This window comes from Streptomyces sp. NBC_00503 (assembly GCF_036346895.1).
GTDB lineage: Bacteria > Actinomycetota > Actinomycetes > Streptomycetales > Streptomycetaceae > Streptomyces.
Map to the genome: position 1 here is coordinate 7472414 of NZ_CP107855.1, position 19955 is coordinate 7492368.

The window sequence follows — 19955 nt, forward strand, 5'->3', positions numbered from 1 at the left end:
CACTTTCTTGGAGGCGTCGTGCACTCCCCCCAGCCATCCGCACCGCAGGCCCAGGCCCAGGCGCAGGTCCCGGCCTCCCGCCTGGGCCGCCTCGGAGCCTTCAGCGCGCGCCATCCCGTCTGGGTGATCGCGGCCTGGCTCCTGCTGCTGGCCGGCGCGGTACTCGGCCGCCACCTGGCCGACCCCACCTACAGCGACCAGATCGCCCTGCCCAGCACGCAGTCCCGTACCGGCGCCGACCTGCTGGCCCGCTCCGCCCCCGGGGTCGGGGACCCCAGCGGGCGCGTCGTCTTCCACGTCGGGTCCGGCTCCCTGGCCGGACACCGGCAGGCCGTCGAAGAGAGCCGCGCCCACCTGGCGGAGATGGACCACGTCACCGCCGCGTCCCCGGTCGTCACCAGCGCCGACGGCCGCACCGCCTACACCACCGTGTCCTTCGACCGGCAGGTCAAGACGCTCGGGCACGGCTACCGGGACACCCTCGACGCAGCCACCGCCCCGGCCCGCGCCGCAGGCGTGGAGGTCGCGTACGGCGGCGACCTGAACCAGGTCGTGCGGCCGCCCGCCAACGACAGGGCCAGCGAGGCGGTGGGCGTGATCGCGGCCCTGCTGATCCTCGTCCTCGCCTTCGGCAGCATCGCCGCCGCGCTGCTGCCCCTGGCCACGGCTCTGATCAGCGTGGGCGTGGGCATCGGAGTCGTCGGCATCGTCGCGGGCACCGTCAGCTTCGCCACCGCCGCACCCACCCTCGCCACCATGATCGGCCTCGGCGTCGGCATCGACTACGCCCTCTTCCTCACCACCCGCTTCCGCCAGGACCTCATCGACGGGCACGATCCGGTCGACGCGGCCGGCCGCACCGCCGCCTCCAGCGGCCGCGCCGTCGTCGTGGCCGCCGTCACCGTCGTCGTGGCCATGTTGAGCCTGTACGCCTGCGGACTGAGCTTCATCGGCCGCATGGGGCTCGCCGCCACCCTCGTCGTCGCCATCACGGGCGCGGCCGCCCTGACCCTGGTGCCGGCTGCCCTGGGCCTGGTCGGGCGCCGCATCGACCGGTACACCGTCCGCCGCCCGGTCGCCGAAACCTCCGGCAGCCAGGACGGCTGGCACCGCTACGCCGCCCTGGTGGCCCGGCATCCGTGGAAGTTCCTGACCGCGGGCACCCTGTTGCTCGGACTGTTCGCCGTACCCCTGTTCTCCATGCGGCTCGGCCACGTGGACGACGGCGCCGACCGGGCGGGCAGTAGCACCCGGCAGGCGTACGACTGGACAGCCGAGGGCACCGGACCGGGCTTCGGCCCCGGGGCCAACGGCCCCCTCGTCCTGGTCGCCGACCTCCACCACGCCACCGCCGCGCCCGACCGGATCGGCGCGGAGCTCACCGCCGCCCTGCGGGACACGGCCGGGGTCGCCCGGTTCACCCCCCTCACCCCGAGCCCCGACGGCAAGCTGCTCATCTCCACGCTCACCCCCGCCACCGGGCCGCAGACCGCGGGCACGGGCAGCCTGTTCACCCGGCTCACCGACACCACCCTGCCCACGGCGCTGAGGGGTACCGGAGCCGAGGGCTACCTCACCGGATCCACCGCCGCACAGCTCGACTTCCGCGACACCGTGAAGGACCGGCTGCCGCTCATCATCGGCATCGTCCTGGCGGCCGCGCTCCTGCTGCTGACCGTCGTGTTCCGCAGCGTGGTGATCCCGCTGAAGGCGGTCGCCCTCAACCTCTTCACCACCGCGGCGTCCTACGGGATCCTCGTCGCGGTGTTCCAGTGGGGCTGGGGCAGCGGGCTGATCGGACTGTCGGAGCCGGTGCCCATCGAGTCCTTCGTACCGATGATGATGTTCGCGATCGTCTTCGGCCTGTCGATGGACTACGAGATCTTCCTGCTCTCCGCCATCGCCGGGACCTGGCACCGCACCCGGGACAACACCCTCGCCGTCGGCACCGGCCTGGCCGCCACCGGCCGGGTCATCTCCAGCGCGGCCCTCATCATGACGGCGGTTTTCCTGTCCTTCGCGGCCTCGCCCACCGTGGTCGTCAAGATGCTCGCGCTGGGACTCGCCGTCAGCGTGATCCTGGACGCGACGGTGGTGCGGCTGGTGCTCGTTCCGGCGGCGATGTTCCTGATGGGGCGCGCCAACTGGTGGCTGCCGCCCTTCCTCGACCGGCTCCTGCCGCACCCGCGGGAGGTGGCCGGGCCCGGGGAGGGTCCGGAGAGGGTCCGGGGGTGAGGCATGATCGGGGGATGTCTGATCGCATCATCGCCGCCTGTGACGGGGCGGCCAAGGGAAATCCCGGGCCTGCCGCATGGGCCTGGGTCATCGCCGACACGCACGGCCACCCCGAGCGCTGGGAGGCCGGGCCGCTGGGCCGCGCCACCAACAACGTGGGTGAACTCACAGCCCTGCAGCGGTTGCTGGAGGCGGTGGCACCGGGGACGGCCGTCCAGGTACGGATGGACTCGCAGTACGCGATGAAGGCCGTGACCCAGTGGCTCCCGGCCTGGAAGCGCAACGGATGGAAGACCGCCGCGGGCAAGCCGGTGGCCAACCGGGAGCTCGTCGAAAGCATCGACGCGCTGCTGACCGACCGGGACGTGGAGTTCCGCTACGTTCCCGCGCACCGCGAGGACGGCGACCACCTCAACGCGATCGCCGACCAGGCGGCCAGCGAGGCCGCGGTGAGCCAGGAGCCGGCCGGTACCGCGCTGGGTCACACCGCGATGCCGATCCCGGCGCCCGCCCGCAGCACCCCGGCCCGGGCCACGAAGGCCCGCGGGGCGGGTGCCGGCACCGCGACCGCCAGGAAGGCGACCGGCACGCGGAGCGGCGGCGTCACCATCAAGGCGAAGTTCCCGGGCACCTGCCCGTGCGGCAAGCAGTACGCCGCGGGCGAGAAGATCTCCAAGCTCGGCTCCCGCTGGGGACACCCGGACTGCGGCGGCGAGGCCGCCGAGTAGGCGGGGTGGGCGGGGTGGGCCGGGTGGGCAACGGTCTGCCGGGCCGGCGGCGCGGCAGACCGTCACATCGTCAAGCCGTCAGGCCGCCGGCTTGCGGTTCTTGATCATCTCGGTCATATCGGCCGTCTCTGCGGCCGGCGGCGCGGTGATCTCCTTCGCGCCCCCGAAGGAGAGGAAGTCCATGGAGGTGTCGAGGGCTCCGAAGGCCTGCGTCATGCGCGCCGGCATCCCCTTGTCGTCGATCCAGACGTCGGCGACCAGGTCCGTGGCGCCGCCGCCCATCGACTGGTAGATGGCGGCCGCGTCGCCCAGCTCGGCCGTGGAGATCTTGGCGTGGTAGTGGGTGGCGGCCTTGCCGTTGACGTCCTCCTTGCCGACCTTGCTGACGCCCTTGGCGTACTTGAGCAGCTTCAGCCCCGCCGTCGGATCGTTGGAGCCGTTCTTCAGCGCGGCGGCGCCGTTCTCGCCCATGACGGCGGAGGCGTCCAGCTTGAGCCAGCTCTTGCCCTTGAGGGGCCCGGCCGGCACCGGGTCGATGTTGTAGTAGTACGCCCCCTGCACGAGCCGGACCGTGACGGTGCCGTCCGCCACGAGCTTCTGCATCTTGACGTCCGCGGCCGCAATCTCGCCCTCCATCGCGAGGCCGTTGCCCCACGAGTAGAGCCCCGTCACGACCACCGGCTTGCCGCCGGTCTGTGGTCCCGAAGTCGTCACCTTGATCTCGGCCGAGCCCGCGCCCGTAGCCTCGTCCGAGGCCTTGCCGAGCGCCGCGGCGAGCACCTCCGCCGAATCGGCGGCCCGGGTCACGGCCGTCGCCGAACATCCTGCCGTCGCCACCACTGCACCGAATGCCACCGCGATGCCCGCGGCGGCCTTGCCTGCCCTCATGACCTGCCCCCATGTGCGTTTACAAAGTCCATACATTCGCACACCCGGGTTCCCCCTCGCGGGGCGGGGGCGCGAGGAGCGGGAACGGGCGGCGGCACGGAGTCCGCTGTCCGGACTCCGTGCCGCCGTCGATCGTGGCTACTGCCGTCAGGTCGGCTGCTCAGGCGATCTGCCACCGCTGGAAGGCGGAACCGCTGTTCGGCTGCTGGGTGGCCAGGGCTCCGTCCGAGCCGGAGGCCGTGGTCAGCAGCAGGGCGCTCTTCTTGTTGGTCACGGAGTACTCGCCCGAGCCGAGCGGGGCCAGCAGCCAGCGCTGGCTGTCGCTCCCGGCGGCGCAGGTCGCCTGGACCACGGCCGCGCCGGCGGAGGTCGAGCCGCCCGCCGTGTCCGCGCAGAGGCCGGAGGAGCCGTTGGCCATGGTGTAACTGCCGTCCGCGTTGAGGGACAGCCGCCACTGCTGGTTGGGTCCGCCGTGCGGGGTCCAGGTGATCAGCTGGGTTCCGGAGGCGCTGGAACTCCCCGGGTCGTCGAGCGATTTCCCGGCGGCCGTCAGGGTCCGGGTCCCGCTCAACTGGCCCCCGTACGCCTCGAACTCGTACAGGGAGTAGCCGTACGTGGTGCCGCGCTGGGTGGCGTACAGGCGCAGGTAGCGGCCGGAGCCGGACAGCCCGGTCAGGTCCTGGACCCCGCCCGTACCGGCCGTGGTGGAGTACAGGGTGCGCCAGGTGGTCTTGTCGTCGGAGAGCTGGATCTGGAAGGCCTTGCCGTAGGCGGCCTCCCAGCGCAGCACCACCCGGTTGACGGCCTGGCTGGAGCCCAGGTCGACCTGGAGCCACTGCGGGTCGCTGTACGCGCTCGACCAGCGGGTGCCCGGATCGCCGTCCGTGGCCAGCGGGGCGGGGAAGTTGGCGGTCTCGGTGCTGGATGCGGTGGTGGCGCGGCCCAGGGCGAGATTGCCCGGCTGCGAGGTGCTGGGCCAGGCGGGGTTGTGGCCGATCGCGGCCACGATCGGGGTGAAGGCGGCGTAGGTGCTCACCGGCTTCGGGGACCCCCAGGTCTGCTGGGCGAGCCCGCGCAGCGGGTACATGATGCCGGCGGCGACCTGGGTCTCCGTCTCGGCGTTCGGGCTGTCGCACCACACGTGGATCAGCGAACCGGGGTTCTTCGCCCCGTCGGCGAGGACGTTGCCCCCCTCGAAGGTGTCCGGGGTCCAGGTCTCGTACATCCACTTGGTGTCGGGCTTCGCGCCGCCGAGCACGTAATAGGTGGGGGTCCAGGACTCGTTGGCCACGGTGTGCCCGGCCGCCGCCAGCTGCTGCGGGGTGAGCCCGTAGCTGTACCAGTACTCGACGAGGATGTCCGCGTGGGGGGTGATGGTGCCGTCCCCGGCCTTGATCCCGTCGTTCCACATCCGGGTGGTCTTGCCGCCGGCCCGGACCAGGTCGTCGGCCCAGTTCACGAACCCGTAGTAGGTGTCCTTGGCGGTGGCGTTCGCGCCGTAGTGGGCGCGGGCGTAACTGAGCAGCTGGGGGTACTTGCTGTAGTCGGTGACGTACTCGTCCGCGCCGATGTGCCAGTACGCGGCCGGGAACAGCGGCAGGTACTCGTTGATCAGGTCCTTGATCAGGGCGTACGAGGCGGGCAGGGACAGATCGATGAAGTCCGGGCTGACCGCGCCGGAGCTGCTCTTGAGCTTGAGCTCCGGATGGGCCGCCAGGATCTGGTTCATGTGCCCCGGGGTGTCGATCTCGGGGACGATCGTGACGTGGTACTTCTGCCCGAGCGCGACCAGGTCGGCGATGTCCTGCTTGGAGTAGTGGTCGGTGGAGACGATCTCGGGGTGGGTCGCGCTCTCCAGCCGGAAGCCGAAGGTGTCCGACACGTGGAAGTGGAAGTAGTTGAGCTTGAGGTAGGCCAGTTCCTTGATGTGCTGCTTGACCCAGTCGACGGTGAAGAACTTCCGCCCCTGGTCGATCATCAGCCCGCGCTCGGACTTCGTGGGCCAGTCCACGGCCGTTCCGGCCGGCACCGAGGCCGACTGGTGCAGCAGTTGGAGCACGGTACGGGTGCCGTAGAAGGCCCCGGTGTCCGTCCCCGCCTGGATGGCGATGCTCTGCCCGACGGTCATGCGGTACCCCTCGGCGGGCAGCGAACCGTCACCGAGGCTCAGCCCGATGTCGCCGGGGGAGGCGCTCCCGGTGACCACGGCCACGGAGCGCCCGGCCAGCGCGCCCAAGTCCTCCGCCAGCGTGGCCGCTTCGTCCGAGAGCTGCGCGGTGTAGGCCGGATCGACGACGATCCGGCTGGTGCTCGTGAAGCCGTACGTGCCGGTGCCGGCGGTCCACTGCCGCAGGGCCGGTACGGTCTGCGGCGCGGCCGCGGCTGCCGCGGCGGCCGGGGCGACTGCCGGGGAAGCGGAGGCGGCGCCCGGCAGGGAGAGTGCGGCCACCGCCAAGGCGGAGGCGGTCAGGAATCTGAGCAGACGCATGGCGAGTCCTCAGGTGTGGTCAGGGCAGGGGGAGTTCATGGCGGTATCTCCCTCCGGCCGTGACTGCCGGAGGGAGTGGCCAAAGTGCAGCGCAGTACCCGACCTATGTCAAGAGTTGCTCGAAACCCCACCTGAACGAGCAGTATCGAGCAACTGGCCCTGGGAATCGGCGACCAGACCCGCCAGCAGGCGCAGCGCCGCATCGGAGGGGGAGCCCTCCGGGGCGCTGTACAGCATCATCCGGTGGCCGGTGCCGTCGGACAGGTGGAGGTTCTCGAAATCGAGGGACAGCGGACCCACGGCCGGATGGTGCATGGACTTGGTCCCGACGGTGCAGTCCCGTACCGGGTGCTTGGACCACAGGGTGGCGAAATCGGGGCTCTGCAGCATCAGCGAGCCGATGAGTTCGGCCAGCGCACGGTCGTCGGGGTGGCGGCCCGCGACCAGCCGCAGCGCGGAGAGTGCGGTACGGGCCTCGGTCCGCCAGTCGGTGTAGAGCTCCCGGGTGTGCGGGTCCAGGAACAGCATGCGCGTCAGATTGGGGCGGGCGGCCGGATCCTCGGGGCTCGCCGCGTCCAGGTGCCCGGCGAGCAGGGCGTGGCCCAGCGGATTCCAGGCGAGCACGTTGTTGCGGCCGTCCAGCACCACGGCCGGGACCTGCGGCATCGCACCGATCAGCCGGCGGGTGGCGGCGCGCGCGTACTCGGGACGCGGGGACTGGACCCGCTTGCCCTTCGGGGGTCGGGCGAGGTCGCGCAGGTGCGCGTGCTCGTCCGCGGTCAGGCGCAGGGCTCGGGCGAGCGAGTCGAGGACGCTGTCCGAGGCGTTCGTGCTCTGCCCCTGCTCCAGGTGCGTGTAGTAGGTGATGCTCACGCCGGCCAGCAGGGCCAGCTCCTCGCGGCGCAGTCCGGGCACGCGCCGTCGGGTGCCGTGGGCCGGAAGACCGACGTCCTCGGGCTGGAGGAGGGCGCGGCGGTTGCGGAGGAATTCGCCCAGGGCCGTGGGTGTGTCCATGGATTCCAGTGTGCCGTCCGGGTATGGGGAGCGGGCCGCTCCAGGGTGGCCCTGCCAGTGACAGCTTCCGCGGCGCCAGCACAACCAGGGGGCTGGGTAAGGCCGGGGGGCCGGGCCAGAGTCGCTTTCCGGAACGCCTTGGTGGCGCGAGCGGAAAGGAAGTACGGCCATGTCGATCGTCGAGAGTTCATCTGTGGGCGCGGGTCCGGATCAAGGGAAGGGAGAGCAGTCGGGGAAGGCGGGCCCGGTCCGTCTCGACGGCCGCCTGCGGCTCGTCCTGGTGGTCCTGCTGGTCGCCCAGTTCATGCTGGCGGTCGACTTCTCCATCCTGAACGTGGCCTTGCCGGTCATCGGCGCCGGGCTCGGGTTCTCCCTGTCCGGCCTCCAGTGGATCGCGACCGCGTTCGCGCTGAGCGCCGCCGGATTCACCCTCCTCTTCGGCCGGATCGCGGACCTCTTCGGCCGCCGCCGGCTCTTCCTGGCGGGTCTCGCCGTCCTGGGCCTGTCCTCCCTGGCCGGAGGCCTGGCCACCAGCCCCGAAATGCTCCTGACCGCCCGGGTCTTCCAGGGCCTGGCCACCGCCGCCGTCACCCCGGCGGGGCTCTCCCTGCTGACGACCTCCTTCCCCGAGGGACCGCTGCGGCAGAAGGCGCTGGGCCTCAACGGGGCACTGATGTCGGCCGGGTTCACGGCGGGCGCGGTGCTGGGCGGCGTACTGACGGACCTGCTCTCCTGGCGCTGGGCGTTCCTCGTCAACGTCCCCGTCGCCCTCGCGGTCCTGATCATCGCCCCGACGGTCATCAAGGAGTCCCGCCCGGCCGTCCGCCCGAAGCTCGACCTGCCCGGTGCCACCACGGTCACCCTCGGCCTACTGGCCCTGATCTACGGGCTCACGCTGGCGGGCGAGCACGGCTGGGGCTCGGTGGCGGCGCTGGGCTGGCTCGCCGCGGGGGTGCTCCTGCTCATCGCCTTCCACGCCGTCGAATCCCGGGCAGCCGACCCCCTGGTGCCCGTCTCCGTACTGAGGAAGCGGACGGTCGCCTGGGGCAATACGGCGGGACTGATCGCCTTCCTCACGGAGACGAGCCTGGTCTTCCTGATGACGCTCCACCTCCAGGAGGTCCTCGGCTTCTCCCCGCTCTCGGCAGGCCTGGCCTTCGGGGTCCTGGGCGCCGGCACGGTCATCGGCGGATCCGTCGCGCCCCGTGTCATCGCGGGCACCTCCACCCGTACGGCCCTGGTCATCGGCGGACTGCTCCAGGCCGCCGCCACCCTGAGCCTGGTCGCCCTCGGCACTTCCCCCTCAGGCCTGTGGCTCCTGCTCGCCGCCACCTTCGCGGGCGGCATCGGCAACATGCTGGTGATCGTCGGCTTCATGGTCACTGCCACCACGGGGCTGCCCGACCGCGAACAGGGCATGGCCACAGGCCTCGCCACGATGACCCAGCAGATCGGCATCACGATGGGCACCCCGGTGATGAGCGCGATCGTGGCGGCGCACAGCACGATCCACGCGGGCATCACGACCGCGATCCTGGTCAACACGGGGCTCGTACTGGCCGGAACCCTCACGACGGTGCTCTTCCTGAACGGGAGGAAGGCCCGCTGACGGCGACGAGGACGAACGGATGGCCCGGAGCCTGTAGAGGCCCCGGGCCATCCGTTCGTGGACGCGCGTGGCCTACGAGCGCCGCCCTGGGGTCAGGCCCGCCACCACGCGTCGAGCGGGGTGACCGGGACGGTCCGCTTGTGCCGGGTCGCCAGGAAGATCGACTCCAGCCTGGCCGCCACCTCGGCGGTGACCTCGGCGCCTTCCAGGTAGTCGTCGATCTGGGCATACGACAGGCCCAGCGCCACCTCGTCGGGCAGCGCGGGACGGTCGTCCTCGAGGTCCGCGGTCGGAACCTTCTCCCAGGTGCTCGGCGGTGCTCCCAGCTCCTGGAGCAGCGCCGCGCCCTGCCGCTTGCTCAGTCCGGTCAGCGGGGTGATGTCGACGCCGCCGTCGCCGAACTTGGTGAAGAAGCCGGTCACCGCCTCGGCCGCGTGGTCGGTACCCACGACGAGCATCCCCAGCTGACCCGCGATCGAGTACTGGATCACCATGCGTTCGCGGGCCTTGATGTTGCCGCGCACGAAGTCCCGGAGCTGCGGCTCGCCGCCCAGCAGCTCCTGCAGGCCGAGCGCCGCCTCGGCGCCGACAGCGTCCGCGCTCGGCTTGACGTTCACCGCGATCGAGCGGTCCGGCCGGATGAACTCCAGCGCGATCTGCGCGTCGTGCTCGTCGGCCTGGACCCCGTAGGGCAGCCGCACCGCGACGAAAGTGGCCTCGTGGCCCTCGGCGCGCAGCTCCTCGGAGGCGAGCTGGCACAGCCGGCCGGCCAGCGTGCTGTCCTGGCCGCCACTGATCCCGAGGACGAAGCCGGTGGCCGGGGTCGACCGCAGGTAGTCCTTCAAGAAGTCGACCCGTTCCCGGATTTCGACCTTGGGGACGATGGCCGCCTTGACGCCAAGTTCAGCGAGAATCTGCTCGCGGAGGTTCACCATCCACGTACTGTACTGGCCGAAATCGAACTGGGGGAAGCCGATCTTGAGCTGTCGTCCGGTGGGGGAGGCGTCCGGATGATCCGGGTGCCGGAGGGGTTCGCGCGGAGCACGGTCGAGCGCGAAGGCGGGCCCGGAGCCCGGTGGATCGCCGAACTGCCCTTGATCGTGGACGGGTTGCTGGAGCAGTGGGGGTGCGTGCCGGAGGGCGCGGTGCTGCACGGGGGCGTCGGGGTCATCGTCCCGGTGCGGAGGTCGACCGGGACGGCCGCCGTACTGAAGGTGTCGTTCCCGCACCCGGGCAACGTCCACGAGCCGGACGCGTTCGCCGCGTGGCGCGGCCGCGGGGCGGTCCTGCTGTACGAGCGCGACGACGCGCGCTTCGCGCTGCTGCTGGAGAGGGTCCGGCCCTCGACCCTGGCGGAGTCCGCGGACGGCGACGAGGTGGCGGAGGTCGCGGGGCGGATCAACCGCCGACTGGCCGTTGCCGCCCCGCCCGTGCTGCCCCGGCTGCGGGACCAGGCGCGGTCCTGGGAGGAGGAGCTGCGCAGGGACGCCGCGGAGCTGGCGCACTCGATGCCGCCCCGCGTGGTCGGCGCAGCCCTCGCGACCGCGCGCGAGCTGGGCCGCGTACAGCCGGACACCGTGGTCCACGGAGACCTGCACGCCGGGAACGTCCTGCGCGCCGACCGCGAGCCGTGGCTGGCCGTCGACCCCAAGGGGTACGCGGGAGACCCCGCCTACGACGGCGGCACCCTGCTCAAGTCGCGCGCGCTGGAGCTACTGGTGGCGGAGGACCTCGGCAAGGCCGCCCACCGCATCCTGGACGTGTTTGCCGAGGCCGCCGAGGTCGATCGCGAGCGTGTCCGGCGCTGGGCCCAGTTCCATGCCGTCCGGGCTTCCTTCTGGGGTCGCCGGCACGGCTTCCGCGCGGCCCGCGAAGGGGCGGTGCTGGACCTGCTCACCGCGTTCACGGACCGCCTGGCGGAGGTGCTCACGGAGTCGCGGTGAACACCGAGCAGGTCGAGGTCGAGGTCGAGGACGCGGGCTCGGACCGTGAGTGGACAGACAAAGCAGTGGTCGTCCGTGCGGCTTCCCTGACACGATCTGGGCGTGACCACCTTGTTCCTGATGGTCGGCCTACCAGGGGCCGGGAAGACCACGAAGGCTCGGCAGCTCGCCAAGGAGCACGGCGCGCTGCGCCTGACGCCCGACGACTGGATGATTCCGCTGTTCGACATGGCGGAGGCGGACGGAAAGCGCGACGTGCTGGAGGGCCGCATGCTCTGGCTCGCTCTGGAGGCGCTCAGGCTGGGCACCAACGTTGTGGTGGACTACGGCTGCTGGTCCCGCGACGAACGGTCCGCGATCCGCTGGCTGGCCGAGGCCGAGGATGCCTGCTTCCGGATGGTCTACCTGCCGGTGGACGAAGAGACGCAACGTGCCAGGATCGCCCGGCGCCGGGCGAACGCCCCCGCGGAGACGATTCCGATGACCGAGGCCGACATCCTGCACGGGCGCGCGCACTTCGAGGAGCCCGATACGGCCGAGCGCGGAGGATGCGGGGCCGCCGGCCCGCCGCCCGGCTGGGCGGACTGGCGGGAGTGGGCCGCCAACCGGTGGCCGTCCTTCGCCTGACCGCAGCCGTGCCGGACGTACCCGCGCGGGCCCGTAAAGAGTCGGGAAGAGACGGCCTAGTCGGCCAGGGCCGTGGTGATCACCAGGGGCGGCTTCGACCGCTCCGCCGACCAGGTGCGGCCCGCGGCGAGGTCCGGGTCGGCGAGGGCGAGCCCCTCGTCCACGGTGGGGCGGTGCTGGACGACGTCCCGGAATCCGGCGCGCTCCAGCAGGGCGGGGAAGAGCTCCACGGGCCAGGCGTGGTTGGGCATCGACTGCCAGGTTCCGTCCGTGCGCCGGAGCCGTACGGTCAGCTCGTCGCCGGGACCGTACTCCTCGCCCGGATCCCCGATGCGCAAGGACGCGTACTCCGTGCCGCTGCACGCCGGATCGGTGGCCAGCAGGACGAAGGGGGCGCCGGGGCGCAGGATCCGGTGGATCTCGCCGAAGACCGCGAGCACCGTCTCCTCGGTCGGCAGCGAGGCCAGGACGTGGTTGCACATCACCGCGTCTGCGCTGCCGTCCGCGAGGCAGACCGCGCGGCCGCCCTCGACCAGGTGGTACTCGGCCACCGCCGTCCCGGAGCCGCGGGCCAGTGCCAGCATCTCGGGGGAGGTGTCCACGCCCAGTACCCTCGCGCCGAGCCGCCGGGCCGCGTGGTCGGCCACCTTGCCCGGCCCGCAGCCGTAGTCCACCAGGACGTGGCGGCTGTCGATCCACCCTGCCAGGGCCCGGAAGACGAAGGGGTACCCGAGCAGCCAGTCGGTGGCCGCGTCCACGGCCGCGAAGGCCTGCGCACCGTCCGGTCCGGACCATGCGACGCCCTCTTCCCCGGCACCCGCTCCGGCGTTCCCGGTTCCCTCTGGCCTGTCGCTCACGGTCACCACTATCGGGCCACGACCGGGCGGGCCGGGCGGTACGACACGGCGGCATCGTGCGGCGGGCGGGCGGGCGGGCGGGCGGGGCCGGGGTCCGGATGGGTCCGGACCCCGGCCCCGGCGCCGTCGGTACTACGGGGACCGCCGTGCGTCGCGCTCCGCGGCTTCCGCGATGCGCTTGATGCCCGCCAGTCGCCGGTCCCAGTCGGCGGCCAGACCGGCCATCCACCGTGCCGTGGCGTCCAGGGCCGCTGGCCGCACCGTGTACCGGACCTCGCGTCCGACCCGGATCCCGGAGACCAGCCCGGCGGCGTCCAGGACAGCGAGGTGTTTGACCACCGCCTGCCGGGAGACGGGAAGGCCCTCCGCGAGCGTGGTTGCGCTCACCTGGCCCTGTGCGGCGAGCAGGTCGAGCAGCTTGCGCCGGGTCGGGTCGGCGAGCGCGGCGAGGACCTCGTCGACCGCCGCGCCCGGACCCGCGCCCGTACCCGTACCTGCGCCGGGGCGTCCGTCGTCGTCCGTCACGCCGTCGACTGCTCGACGCGCTTCCTGAAGGCGTCGAGCACCTGCGGCCAGCCGCCGGTGTTGTCCTTCAGGGCCCGCTCGCGCAGCTCCTCGGACCCGGCCAGCGCGGCGAACCCGCTCTCCACGACGCGCAGCCGGGTCTTGTCGCCCTCCCGGGTCAGGGTGAACTCCACCAGGGTGCTGTTGTCCTCGCTGAGCTCCTGCCCCGGGAACGCGCTGGCCCAGCGGTAGGCCAGGTACGTCGGCGGGTCCACCTTCTCCACGCGCACCGGGAAGTCGCCGTACTGGGCGTTGGTCGCCACGACCGACTCCCCTTCCTTGGCCACGGTGCCCGCCAGCACCGTCAGGCCCGCGTCGTCGGCCACCCAGAAACCGGGCTCGGCGACGAGCGACCAGACCCGCTCCAGGGAGGCCTCGATCAGGGTGTCGCGTTCGATCCGATCCGTACTCATGGCGGACTCCTTCGGCTCCGTCCTCACCACCACGGTGAGGTGCAACTCCAGAGTTGCACATCGGTCGGGCTGGTGCAACCGTACGGTTGCGCGAGTTCGATCATCGAAATATCTGTGTTCGCCACGACAGAAATGAATGCGGGGTGCGGTAAGAATTTCTGATCCGACCGGCGGAGTGGAATTATTGTTCTCGCCCGGCCGGTTCCGGCGTGCTACTGTGGTTTCAGTTGCAGTTGAGGTTCCCAAAGATTTGATTCCGGCATTTTCCGGGCTGGGCAATCATCGGCGACTCGAGGTTCGCACAGTGCGAACCTCTGGGCTGTGCCCCGAAGGAGATTCAACATGGCTAATGGCACCGTGAAGTGGTTCAACGCGGAAAAGGGCTTCGGCTTCATCGAGCAGGAGGGTGGCGGTCCTGACGTGTTCGCCCACTACTCGAACATCGCCTCCCAGGGCTTCCGCGAGCTTCAGGAAGGTCAGAAGGTCAGCTTCGACATCGCGCAGGGCCAGAAGGGCCCGACCGCTGAGAACATCGTCACTGCCTGACGCTGAAGCGTAACCACGCAGCTGGGGCCCGCACCTTGGGGTGCGGGCCCCGGCTCGTTGTATTTTTCAGGCTCCGCCGGCCGTTGCGGCCCGTGTGAGCGGCGCGACAGCGCTCGCTGTCGAAGCGCCCAGCTGTTCTGCCGATGGATTTTTCCTCGGCTCCCTGCCCGCGTGTGACCGCCGTTACCATCGGCACGCCGCGCGGCGCCCCCTTCGTGACAACCCGGAAGTACTTCAATCCGGCTTCGTCATATCTGATTTTGTTTCGGCTCATTCTTGTGAATCGTCGCGCGGCTTGATTTCCGCTGCCGGGAATTCCTCGATGTGTGCCGTATCGAGGAAGGTTCCGCATGAACCGCACGACACGTACGAACAACCGCTCTTCCGGCAGCCGTAAGAGCGGTGGCTCCTACGGGGGCTCCACCGGCTCCTACGGGGACTCCGCGGGCTCCTACGGGGGCTCTTACGGCGGCTCCGCCGGCTCTTACGGGGGCGGCTCGACCAGCTCCTACGGCGGCGGCTCCACCGGCTCCTACGGCAGCTCCACCGGCTCCTCGAGCCGAGGCGGCCGCTTCGGCTCGTCGGCCCCCAGCCGCTCCGGTGCTCCCAGCCGCTCCGGTGGCCCCGGCCGTTCCGGCGGCCCCTCCCGCTCGGGTGGTGGCGGCTACGGCCGTCGCAGCTCCGCACCTCAGGGCGAGTTCGCCCTGCCGGTCACCGTGGTTCCCGGGCTGCCCGCCGTCGAGGCCTTCGCCGACCTCGACATGCCGGCCCAGCTGCTGGCCACGCTCAAGGCCGAGGGCATGGCCACGCCGTTCCCGATCCAGGGCGCGACCCTGCCCAACACCCTCGTCGGCCGCGACGTACTGGGCCGCGGCCGCACCGGATCCGGCAAGACCCTCGCCTTCGGCCTGGCCCTGCTGGCCCGTACGGCCGGACAGCGCGCCGAGCCCGGTCAGCCGCTCGCGCTGATCCTCGTACCCACCCGTGAGCTCGCCCAGCAGGTCACGGCGGCGCTCACCCCCTACGCCCGTGCGGTCAAGCTGCGCATGGCCACCGTCGTCGGCGGCATGCCCATCTACCGTCAGGCCACCGCACTGCGCGGCGGGGCGGAAGTGGTCGTCGCCACCCCGGGACGTCTGAAGGACCTCATCCAGCGGGGCGACTGCCGGCTCAACCAGGTCGGCATCACCGTCCTGGACGAGGCCGACCAGATGGCCGACATGGGGTTCATGCCCCAGGTGACCGCCCTGCTCGACCAGGTGCGCCCCGAGGGCCAGCGGATGCTCTTCTCCGCCACCCTCGACCGCAACGTGGACCTGCTGGTCCGCCGCTACCTGACCGACCCCGTCGTGCACTCCGTCGACCCCTCGGCCGGTGCCGTCACGACGATGGAGCACCACGTCCTGCACGTCCAGAACTTCGACAAGCAGGCCGCGACGACCGAGATCGCCGCCCGCGACGGCCGCGTGATCATGTTCCTGGACACCAAGCACGGCGTGGACCGGCTGACCGAGCACCTGCTCAGCAGCGGGGTGCGCGCCGCGGCCCTGCACGGCGGCAAGTCGCAGCCCCAGCGCACCCGTACCCTCGCGCAGTTCAAGACCGGGCACGTGACGGTGCTGGTGGCCACCAACGTCGCCGCCCGCGGCATCCACGTGGACAACCTGGACCTCGTCGTGAACGTGGACCCGCCGACCGACCACAAGGACTACCTGCACCGCGGCGGCCGTACCGCCCGCGCCGGCGAGTCCGGCAGCGTCGTCACGCTGGTCCTGCCCAACCAGCGCCGCGAGATGACCCGCCTGATGGCCGCCGCCGGGATCACCCCGCACACCGCCCAGGTCCGCTCCGGCGAGGCCGAGCTGAACCGGATCACCGGCGCCCAGGCACCGTCCGGAATCCCGGTCGTCATCACCGCGCCCGTCCCCGAGCGCTCCAAGAGCGGTACGGGGTCCTCCCGCGGCCGCCGGAGCCGTCCGGCGCAGGAGCGGCGCAGCAGGACGGGTTCGTCCCCCGTCCGGTCCGAGCGCGGCAGCACCTTCTCCACGGCCGCGTAGTCCGGGCCCGGTCAAGCTCCACAGCTCCGCACCTCCACGCCCGCGGGCTCCGAGCCCCGGCGTCCCCGTGCCGCAGCGGCCGGGACGGTTCTCTTCCCCCTGTGAGGAATCATGCGCTTCGTCATCGCACGCTTTCCGTTCGACCTCGACAAGAGCGGGGTGCTGGCCTCGATGAAGGGCGTCAAGCCCGAGCCGATCACGGGTGAGTCCGTGATCATCGGCCGCCGCGCCTACCCCGTCAAGCAGGTGGGCGCGGTCGTCACCCGCCAAGACCGCCGGGACTTCACGGCCGCCGAGGTGACCAGGGCGCTGACCGCACTGGGCTTCACCTGCCGTGCGATCGCCCCGGAAACACCGCCCGACGCCGGCCTGACCCCGGTCCAGAAGGCGTCCGCGCTGCTCGGCGCCCCGGCCGGGGTCTGACCGAAGGCGCACGTACGGCACGTACAGCCTCTACGGCGCGTACGGCACGCAGAGCAGGCACAGCACCGAGGGCCCCGGACGGCACCAGCCGCCGGGGCCCTCGGTGCTTCGTCATGCCCGCGTCCAGCGCGGGCCCGCCGGAGCGGCCGGGGCCGGAGCGGGCGTCGCGGGGGTCAGGGGCGGGGGCGGCGGGGGCGGTGGCTCGGCGCGGTCCAGGCGCAGACTGCGCAGGGTGGCGTCCGTCTCGCGCTGAAAATGCTCGTAGGTGATCAGCCGGTCCCACAGCGGGTCGGGCAGGCCGGGAACGGTGGCCCCCCGGGCCTCCCATTCGCGTGCGAGCTGATCGAATACGACGGATCCCCCGGCGGCCCGGCCGACTGGGGGAGAACCGCCCGGAGACTGCTGCCGGGGGATGCCCCGTACCGTCCCGGAAGGGGCGCGGTCGGGAGCCCGGTGCCGTGCCAGGGACGGGGAAGCGGCGTGTGTGGTGCCCATGCCTGCCCCAACGATTCTCCGCCTCCCCGGGTACGCCCTGAGCCCGACGGCGGATGCCCGGACGGGGCCCGGGGGCGGCGCGCACCACCCCGTGGACGGTGCGCGGGGGGAGTGGGGCACGGCAAATGGTGTTGAATGCGGCTCGGGGCCCCGGTGCCGAACAGCGCCAGGGCCCCTCGACGCGTCCCACAAACGAGGTGAAAGTGACAGCAGAGAATTCTCTGGGTCGTCTTGACGATGATGACTACCCGGCCTACACCATGGGCCGGGCCGCCGAGATGCTCGGCACCACCCCCGGTTTCCTCCGCGCGATCGGCGAAGCCCGCCTGATCACCCCGCTGCGGTCCGAGGGCGGCCACCGCCGGTACTCCCGCTACCAGCTGCGCATCGCCGCCCGGGCCCGGGAGCTCGTGGACCAGGGGACCCCGATCGAGTCCGCCTGCCGCATCGTCATCCTCGAGGACCAGCTGGAGGAGGCCCAGCGCATCAACGCCGAGTACCGGCGGGCGGCGGGCACTGGCAAGGGGAACGGCACTGGGAACGGCTCGGGCACCGAGTCGCAGACCGGCTCCGAGGACTGATCCGGAGCGGGTGCCGGGCCCCGGCCCCGGGGCCCGGCTCGCAGGGGCTCAGCCCAGGCGGGTCGGCGACGAGGCCGCCGGGGCCAGGACGCGGGGGGCGCCGGTGCCGTCCGCCGGAACGGTCCAGAGATCGGTGGTGTCCACCGAGCCGTCGGCGGGCAGGGCGTAGGCCAGGGTGCGGTCGTCGAGCCACAGGGCCTGGTCGTCCACGCTGCGCTTCTCCGCGAGGGGCGTCTCCCGCAGGGTGCTCAGATCCAGGACGTGTTCGCGCCACAGGGAAGCACCGCGCATCACGCGCTTCTTGTACGCGACCCGGGTCTCGTCCGGGGACAGGGAGGGGCATTCGACGTTCTGGGCCAGGGTGGTGACCTCGCGTCGGGAGAGCGATCCCCTGATCAGGTAGGTCTGGCCCGCCGTCGCGAGGGTGGCGTAGAAGGTGTCGTCGTCCTTAGAGAAGGTGACGCCCCAGAAGTTCACGTCCCCCGAGGTGTAGGGACGGCCGTCCTTCACGATGGAGAACTTCTCCAGGTCCGGTTCGAGCGTCCAGGTCCGGGTGTCCACGATCGAGGTGCGGGTGGAGAAGAACGCGGCCCCGTAGGACTCCCCGGCGACGAAGACGGTCCAGGCGGCGAAGTGGCCGCTGGGGGAGACCCGGGCCCGGGACGGGGTGCCCGCGAGCGGGAAGCTGTGCAGCGTGCGCAGGTCGGAGTCGACGATCAGGGCCCGGTTGTCCTGGGCGAGGGCGCCCGGCTTGGAGTTGAGGCACACACCGGTCCCGGCGGCCGCGTAGAAGCGCTGGCAGGTGAGGTCCGAGGCCGTGCGCCCGGACTGGGGCGCCCCGGCCGCCACCGAGGCGACGGCTCCGCGGTGCGGGCCCTGCGCGCCGTTGAGGAAGGCCAGCCCGTCCGTCCGGCCGAGCGTCACCTTGCCCTGGGCGACCGTGGGATCGCCCTTCCGGGTCTGCTCGGAGCGGGCGGAGGCGCGCAGCACCGCGACCGCCGCGAGGGCTCCCAGGAGCAGCACGGCCAGCGCGAGTACGAGCAGCCGGCGTGAGCGCGTCATCGGGTTCCTCGGGAGTTTCGGGGGTGCGGGGGAGTGCGGGCCGGACCGGGGGCTTCCCCGTCCGGAGCCGTCGGCCGCAGTACGAAGCCTGCGACGGCCGCGCAGCAGCACAGGGCCGCCGCCGCGGCGCCGAGCGCGGGACCGGAGCCCAGCAGCGTCCACGCGGCGCCGAAGGCCAGCGAGCAGCCGAAGCGGGCCAGCGCCTGGCTGGTGCCGACGACCGCGATGCCGGTGGCCCGCAGCCGTACGGGGACGGTCGCGGCCACGGCGGCGGGCAGGACCCCGTCGGTGGCGGCGTAGAACATGCCGTGCAGGGCGAGGACCAGGTAGGGCAGCGCGGACCGGTCGGGGGCCCACAGCAGCAGCCCGTAGCCGGCCAGTAGGAGGGCGTGCCCGGCGAGGAAGACGGTGCGGCGCCCGATCCGGTCGGCGAGGGCGCCGGCCGGGACGGCCAGCAGCAGGAACACGGCGGCGGTACCCAGCGGCAGCAACGGGAACCACTGTTCGCCGATGCCGGCGCGGTCCTGGAGCAGCAGGTAGAGGAAGGCGTCGCTGACGGTGGTGAGGCCCAGCAGCGCGGCGCAGCCGGCCAGGGCGCGCAGCCGGGGCAGCCGCAGCAGGGCCAGCGCCTCGCGCACGTTCACCGCGCCCGGCTCCGGGGAGGTTGCCGGGGCCGGCTCCGAGGCGGTGGCCGCCGCCGCGGGATCGGTGCGGACCGGGCCGGCGGTGGGCTTCGGGCGGACCCGGCGAGCAGCGGGCTTCGGGCGGACCGGGCCGAGGTCCGCACCGGACGGGACGAACAGCACGAGCACCACGACGCCCAGGGCGGCGACGCAGGCGCTGACCCCGAAGACGGCGTCGTACCCGTCGACCGTGATGCCCAGGATGAAGAAGGCGGCGAGGGGTCCGAGCAGTGCCCCGGTGGTGTCCATCGCGCGGTGCACGCCGAAGGCGCGTCCTTGCAACTCGGGTGGTGTGGAAAGGGAGATGAGCGCGTCGCGCGGGGCGGTGCGCAGCCCCTTGCCGGTGCGTTCCAGGGCGAGGACCACGCCCACCGGGCCGAGGCTGTGGGCGAGCAGCAGCAGCGGCTTGCACAGCGCGGACAGTCCGTAGCCGATGCCGGCGATCAGCTTGTGGTTGCGCATCCGGTCGGCGAGGTGCCCGCCGGTCAGCTGCACCAGGGCGCTGACCCCGTTGTAGAGCCCGTCCAGGGCGCCGAACCCGAGGGGGCTCAGGCCCAGTCCGGCGACCAGGTACAACGGCAGGACGGCGGTGACCATCTCGGAGGAGACGTCGGTGATCAGGCTGACCGCGCCCAGGGCGAGGACGGCCGAGGCGACCGCGGGGGCCCGGACGGGTCGCCCGTCCGGTGCGGTCTTCGCGCCGGTGGGCGCGGAGCGGTCCGCGAGGTACATGCTCTGGAGC

At 72.1% G+C, this 19955-nt stretch carries 19 protein-coding genes; 9 read left to right on the plus strand and 10 right to left on the minus strand.

The window, feature by feature from the left end; translation table 11 throughout:
• Positions 1 to 18: 18 nt before the first annotated feature.
• Together OG490_RS34030 and OG490_RS34035 are read left to right on the plus strand one after the other, a co-directional pair.
• Positions 19 to 2235, plus strand: coding sequence for an MMPL family transporter (locus OG490_RS34030; protein ID WP_330300124.1), 2217 nt, complete (start codon positions 19 to 21; stop codon positions 2233 to 2235).
• Between the two features lie 14 nt (positions 2236 to 2249).
• Entirely contained in the window at positions 2250 to 2963 is a 714-nt protein-coding gene (locus tag OG490_RS34035) for a ribonuclease H family protein (RefSeq protein ID WP_330300125.1), read from the plus strand.
• 78 nt (positions 2964 to 3041) lie between these two features.
• Here the strand turns inward: OG490_RS34035 and OG490_RS34040 are convergent, their stop codons facing one another.
• The 3 genes from OG490_RS34040 to OG490_RS34050 all read right to left on the minus strand — a co-directional run bounded on the left by OG490_RS34040 (position 3042) and on the right by OG490_RS34050 (position 7353).
• Positions 3042 to 3851, minus strand: coding sequence for a hypothetical protein (locus OG490_RS34040; RefSeq protein ID WP_330300126.1), 810 nt, complete (start codon positions 3849 to 3851; stop codon positions 3042 to 3044).
• Between the two features lie 160 nt (positions 3852 to 4011).
• Positions 4012 to 6339, minus strand: coding sequence for a family 20 glycosylhydrolase (locus OG490_RS34045; RefSeq protein WP_330300127.1), 2328 nt, complete (start codon positions 6337 to 6339; stop codon positions 4012 to 4014).
• Between the two features lie 108 nt (positions 6340 to 6447).
• Entirely contained in the window at positions 6448 to 7353 is a 906-nt protein-coding gene (locus OG490_RS34050; protein WP_330300128.1) for a helix-turn-helix domain-containing protein, read from the minus strand.
• 169 nt (positions 7354 to 7522) lie between these two features.
• On the opposite strand from OG490_RS34050, the gene OG490_RS34055 reads away from it, so the two are divergent.
• Positions 7523 to 8962 (plus strand): MFS transporter, encoded by a 1440-nt coding sequence (locus tag OG490_RS34055; protein WP_330300129.1) that lies wholly within the window; start codon positions 7523 to 7525, stop codon positions 8960 to 8962.
• A 92-nt stretch (positions 8963 to 9054) separates the two neighbouring features.
• Here the strand turns inward: OG490_RS34055 and nadE are convergent, their stop codons facing one another.
• On the minus strand, positions 9055 to 9897 hold the full coding sequence (gene nadE / locus OG490_RS34060; protein ID WP_330300130.1) for an ammonia-dependent NAD(+) synthetase: 843 nt from the start codon (positions 9895 to 9897) through the stop codon (positions 9055 to 9057).
• Between the two features lie 75 nt (positions 9898 to 9972).
• Between nadE and OG490_RS34065 the strand changes: the two genes are divergently transcribed.
• Positions 9973 to 10905, plus strand: coding sequence for an aminoglycoside phosphotransferase family protein (locus OG490_RS34065; RefSeq protein ID WP_330300131.1), 933 nt, complete (start codon positions 9973 to 9975; stop codon positions 10903 to 10905).
• Positions 10906 to 11007: 102 nt separating this feature from the next.
• Positions 11008 to 11532, plus strand: coding sequence for an AAA family ATPase (locus tag OG490_RS34070; RefSeq protein ID WP_330300132.1), 525 nt, complete (start codon positions 11008 to 11010; stop codon positions 11530 to 11532).
• A 56-nt stretch (positions 11533 to 11588) separates the two neighbouring features.
• Here OG490_RS34070 and OG490_RS34075 read toward each other — a convergent pair whose 3' ends face one another.
• The 3 genes from OG490_RS34075 to OG490_RS34085 form a co-directional block, all read right to left on the minus strand.
• Positions 11589 to 12389 carry a class I SAM-dependent methyltransferase gene (locus OG490_RS34075; protein WP_330300133.1) on the minus strand — a complete coding sequence of 267 codons (801 nt, stop codon included), beginning with the start codon at positions 12387 to 12389 and terminating at the stop codon, positions 11589 to 11591.
• 132 nt (positions 12390 to 12521) lie between these two features.
• A complete protein-coding gene (locus tag OG490_RS34080) occupies positions 12522 to 12914 on the minus strand; it encodes an ArsR/SmtB family transcription factor (RefSeq protein WP_330300134.1) in 393 nt (130 codons plus the stop codon).
• Complete coding sequence (locus OG490_RS34085) at positions 12911 to 13366, minus strand: SRPBCC domain-containing protein (RefSeq protein WP_330300135.1); 456 nt, start codon at positions 13364 to 13366, stop codon at positions 12911 to 12913. The genes OG490_RS34080 and OG490_RS34085 overlap by 4 nt, the downstream gene beginning before the upstream one ends.
• Positions 13367 to 13708: 342 nt before the next feature.
• Between OG490_RS34085 and OG490_RS34090 the strand changes: the two genes are divergently transcribed.
• From OG490_RS34090 to OG490_RS34100, 3 genes are all read left to right on the plus strand, one after another.
• Positions 13709 to 13912, plus strand: coding sequence for a cold-shock protein (locus tag OG490_RS34090; RefSeq protein ID WP_053678014.1), 204 nt, complete (start codon positions 13709 to 13711; stop codon positions 13910 to 13912).
• Between the two features lie 350 nt (positions 13913 to 14262).
• Positions 14263 to 15969: a DEAD/DEAH box helicase gene (locus OG490_RS34095; RefSeq protein WP_330300136.1), complete on the plus strand. Its 1707-nt coding sequence runs from the start codon at positions 14263 to 14265 to the stop codon at positions 15967 to 15969.
• Between the two features lie 111 nt (positions 15970 to 16080).
• A complete protein-coding gene (locus OG490_RS34100) occupies positions 16081 to 16392 on the plus strand; it encodes an SCO5918 family protein (protein WP_330300137.1) in 312 nt (103 codons plus the stop codon).
• Between the two features lie 111 nt (positions 16393 to 16503).
• Here OG490_RS34100 and OG490_RS34105 read toward each other — a convergent pair whose 3' ends face one another.
• Complete coding sequence (locus OG490_RS34105; protein WP_330300138.1) at positions 16504 to 16887, minus strand: hypothetical protein; 384 nt, start codon at positions 16885 to 16887, stop codon at positions 16504 to 16506.
• 203 nt (positions 16888 to 17090) lie between these two features.
• Between OG490_RS34105 and OG490_RS34110 the strand changes: the two genes are divergently transcribed.
• Positions 17091 to 17468, plus strand: a complete 378-nt coding sequence (locus OG490_RS34110) for a helix-turn-helix domain-containing protein (protein ID WP_330300139.1) — start codon at positions 17091 to 17093, stop codon at positions 17466 to 17468.
• Positions 17469 to 17516: 48 nt separating this feature from the next.
• Here the strand turns inward: OG490_RS34110 and OG490_RS34115 are convergent, their stop codons facing one another.
• Together OG490_RS34115 and OG490_RS34120 are read right to left on the minus strand one after the other, a co-directional pair.
• Positions 17517 to 18530: a TolB-like translocation protein gene (locus OG490_RS34115; protein WP_330300140.1), complete on the minus strand. Its 1014-nt coding sequence runs from the start codon at positions 18528 to 18530 to the stop codon at positions 17517 to 17519.
• Complete coding sequence (locus OG490_RS34120; protein WP_330300141.1) at positions 18527 to 19945, minus strand: MFS transporter; 1419 nt, start codon at positions 19943 to 19945, stop codon at positions 18527 to 18529. Before OG490_RS34120 ends, OG490_RS34115 begins: the two co-directional genes overlap by 4 nt.
• Between the last annotated feature and the right edge of the window lie 10 nt (positions 19946 to 19955).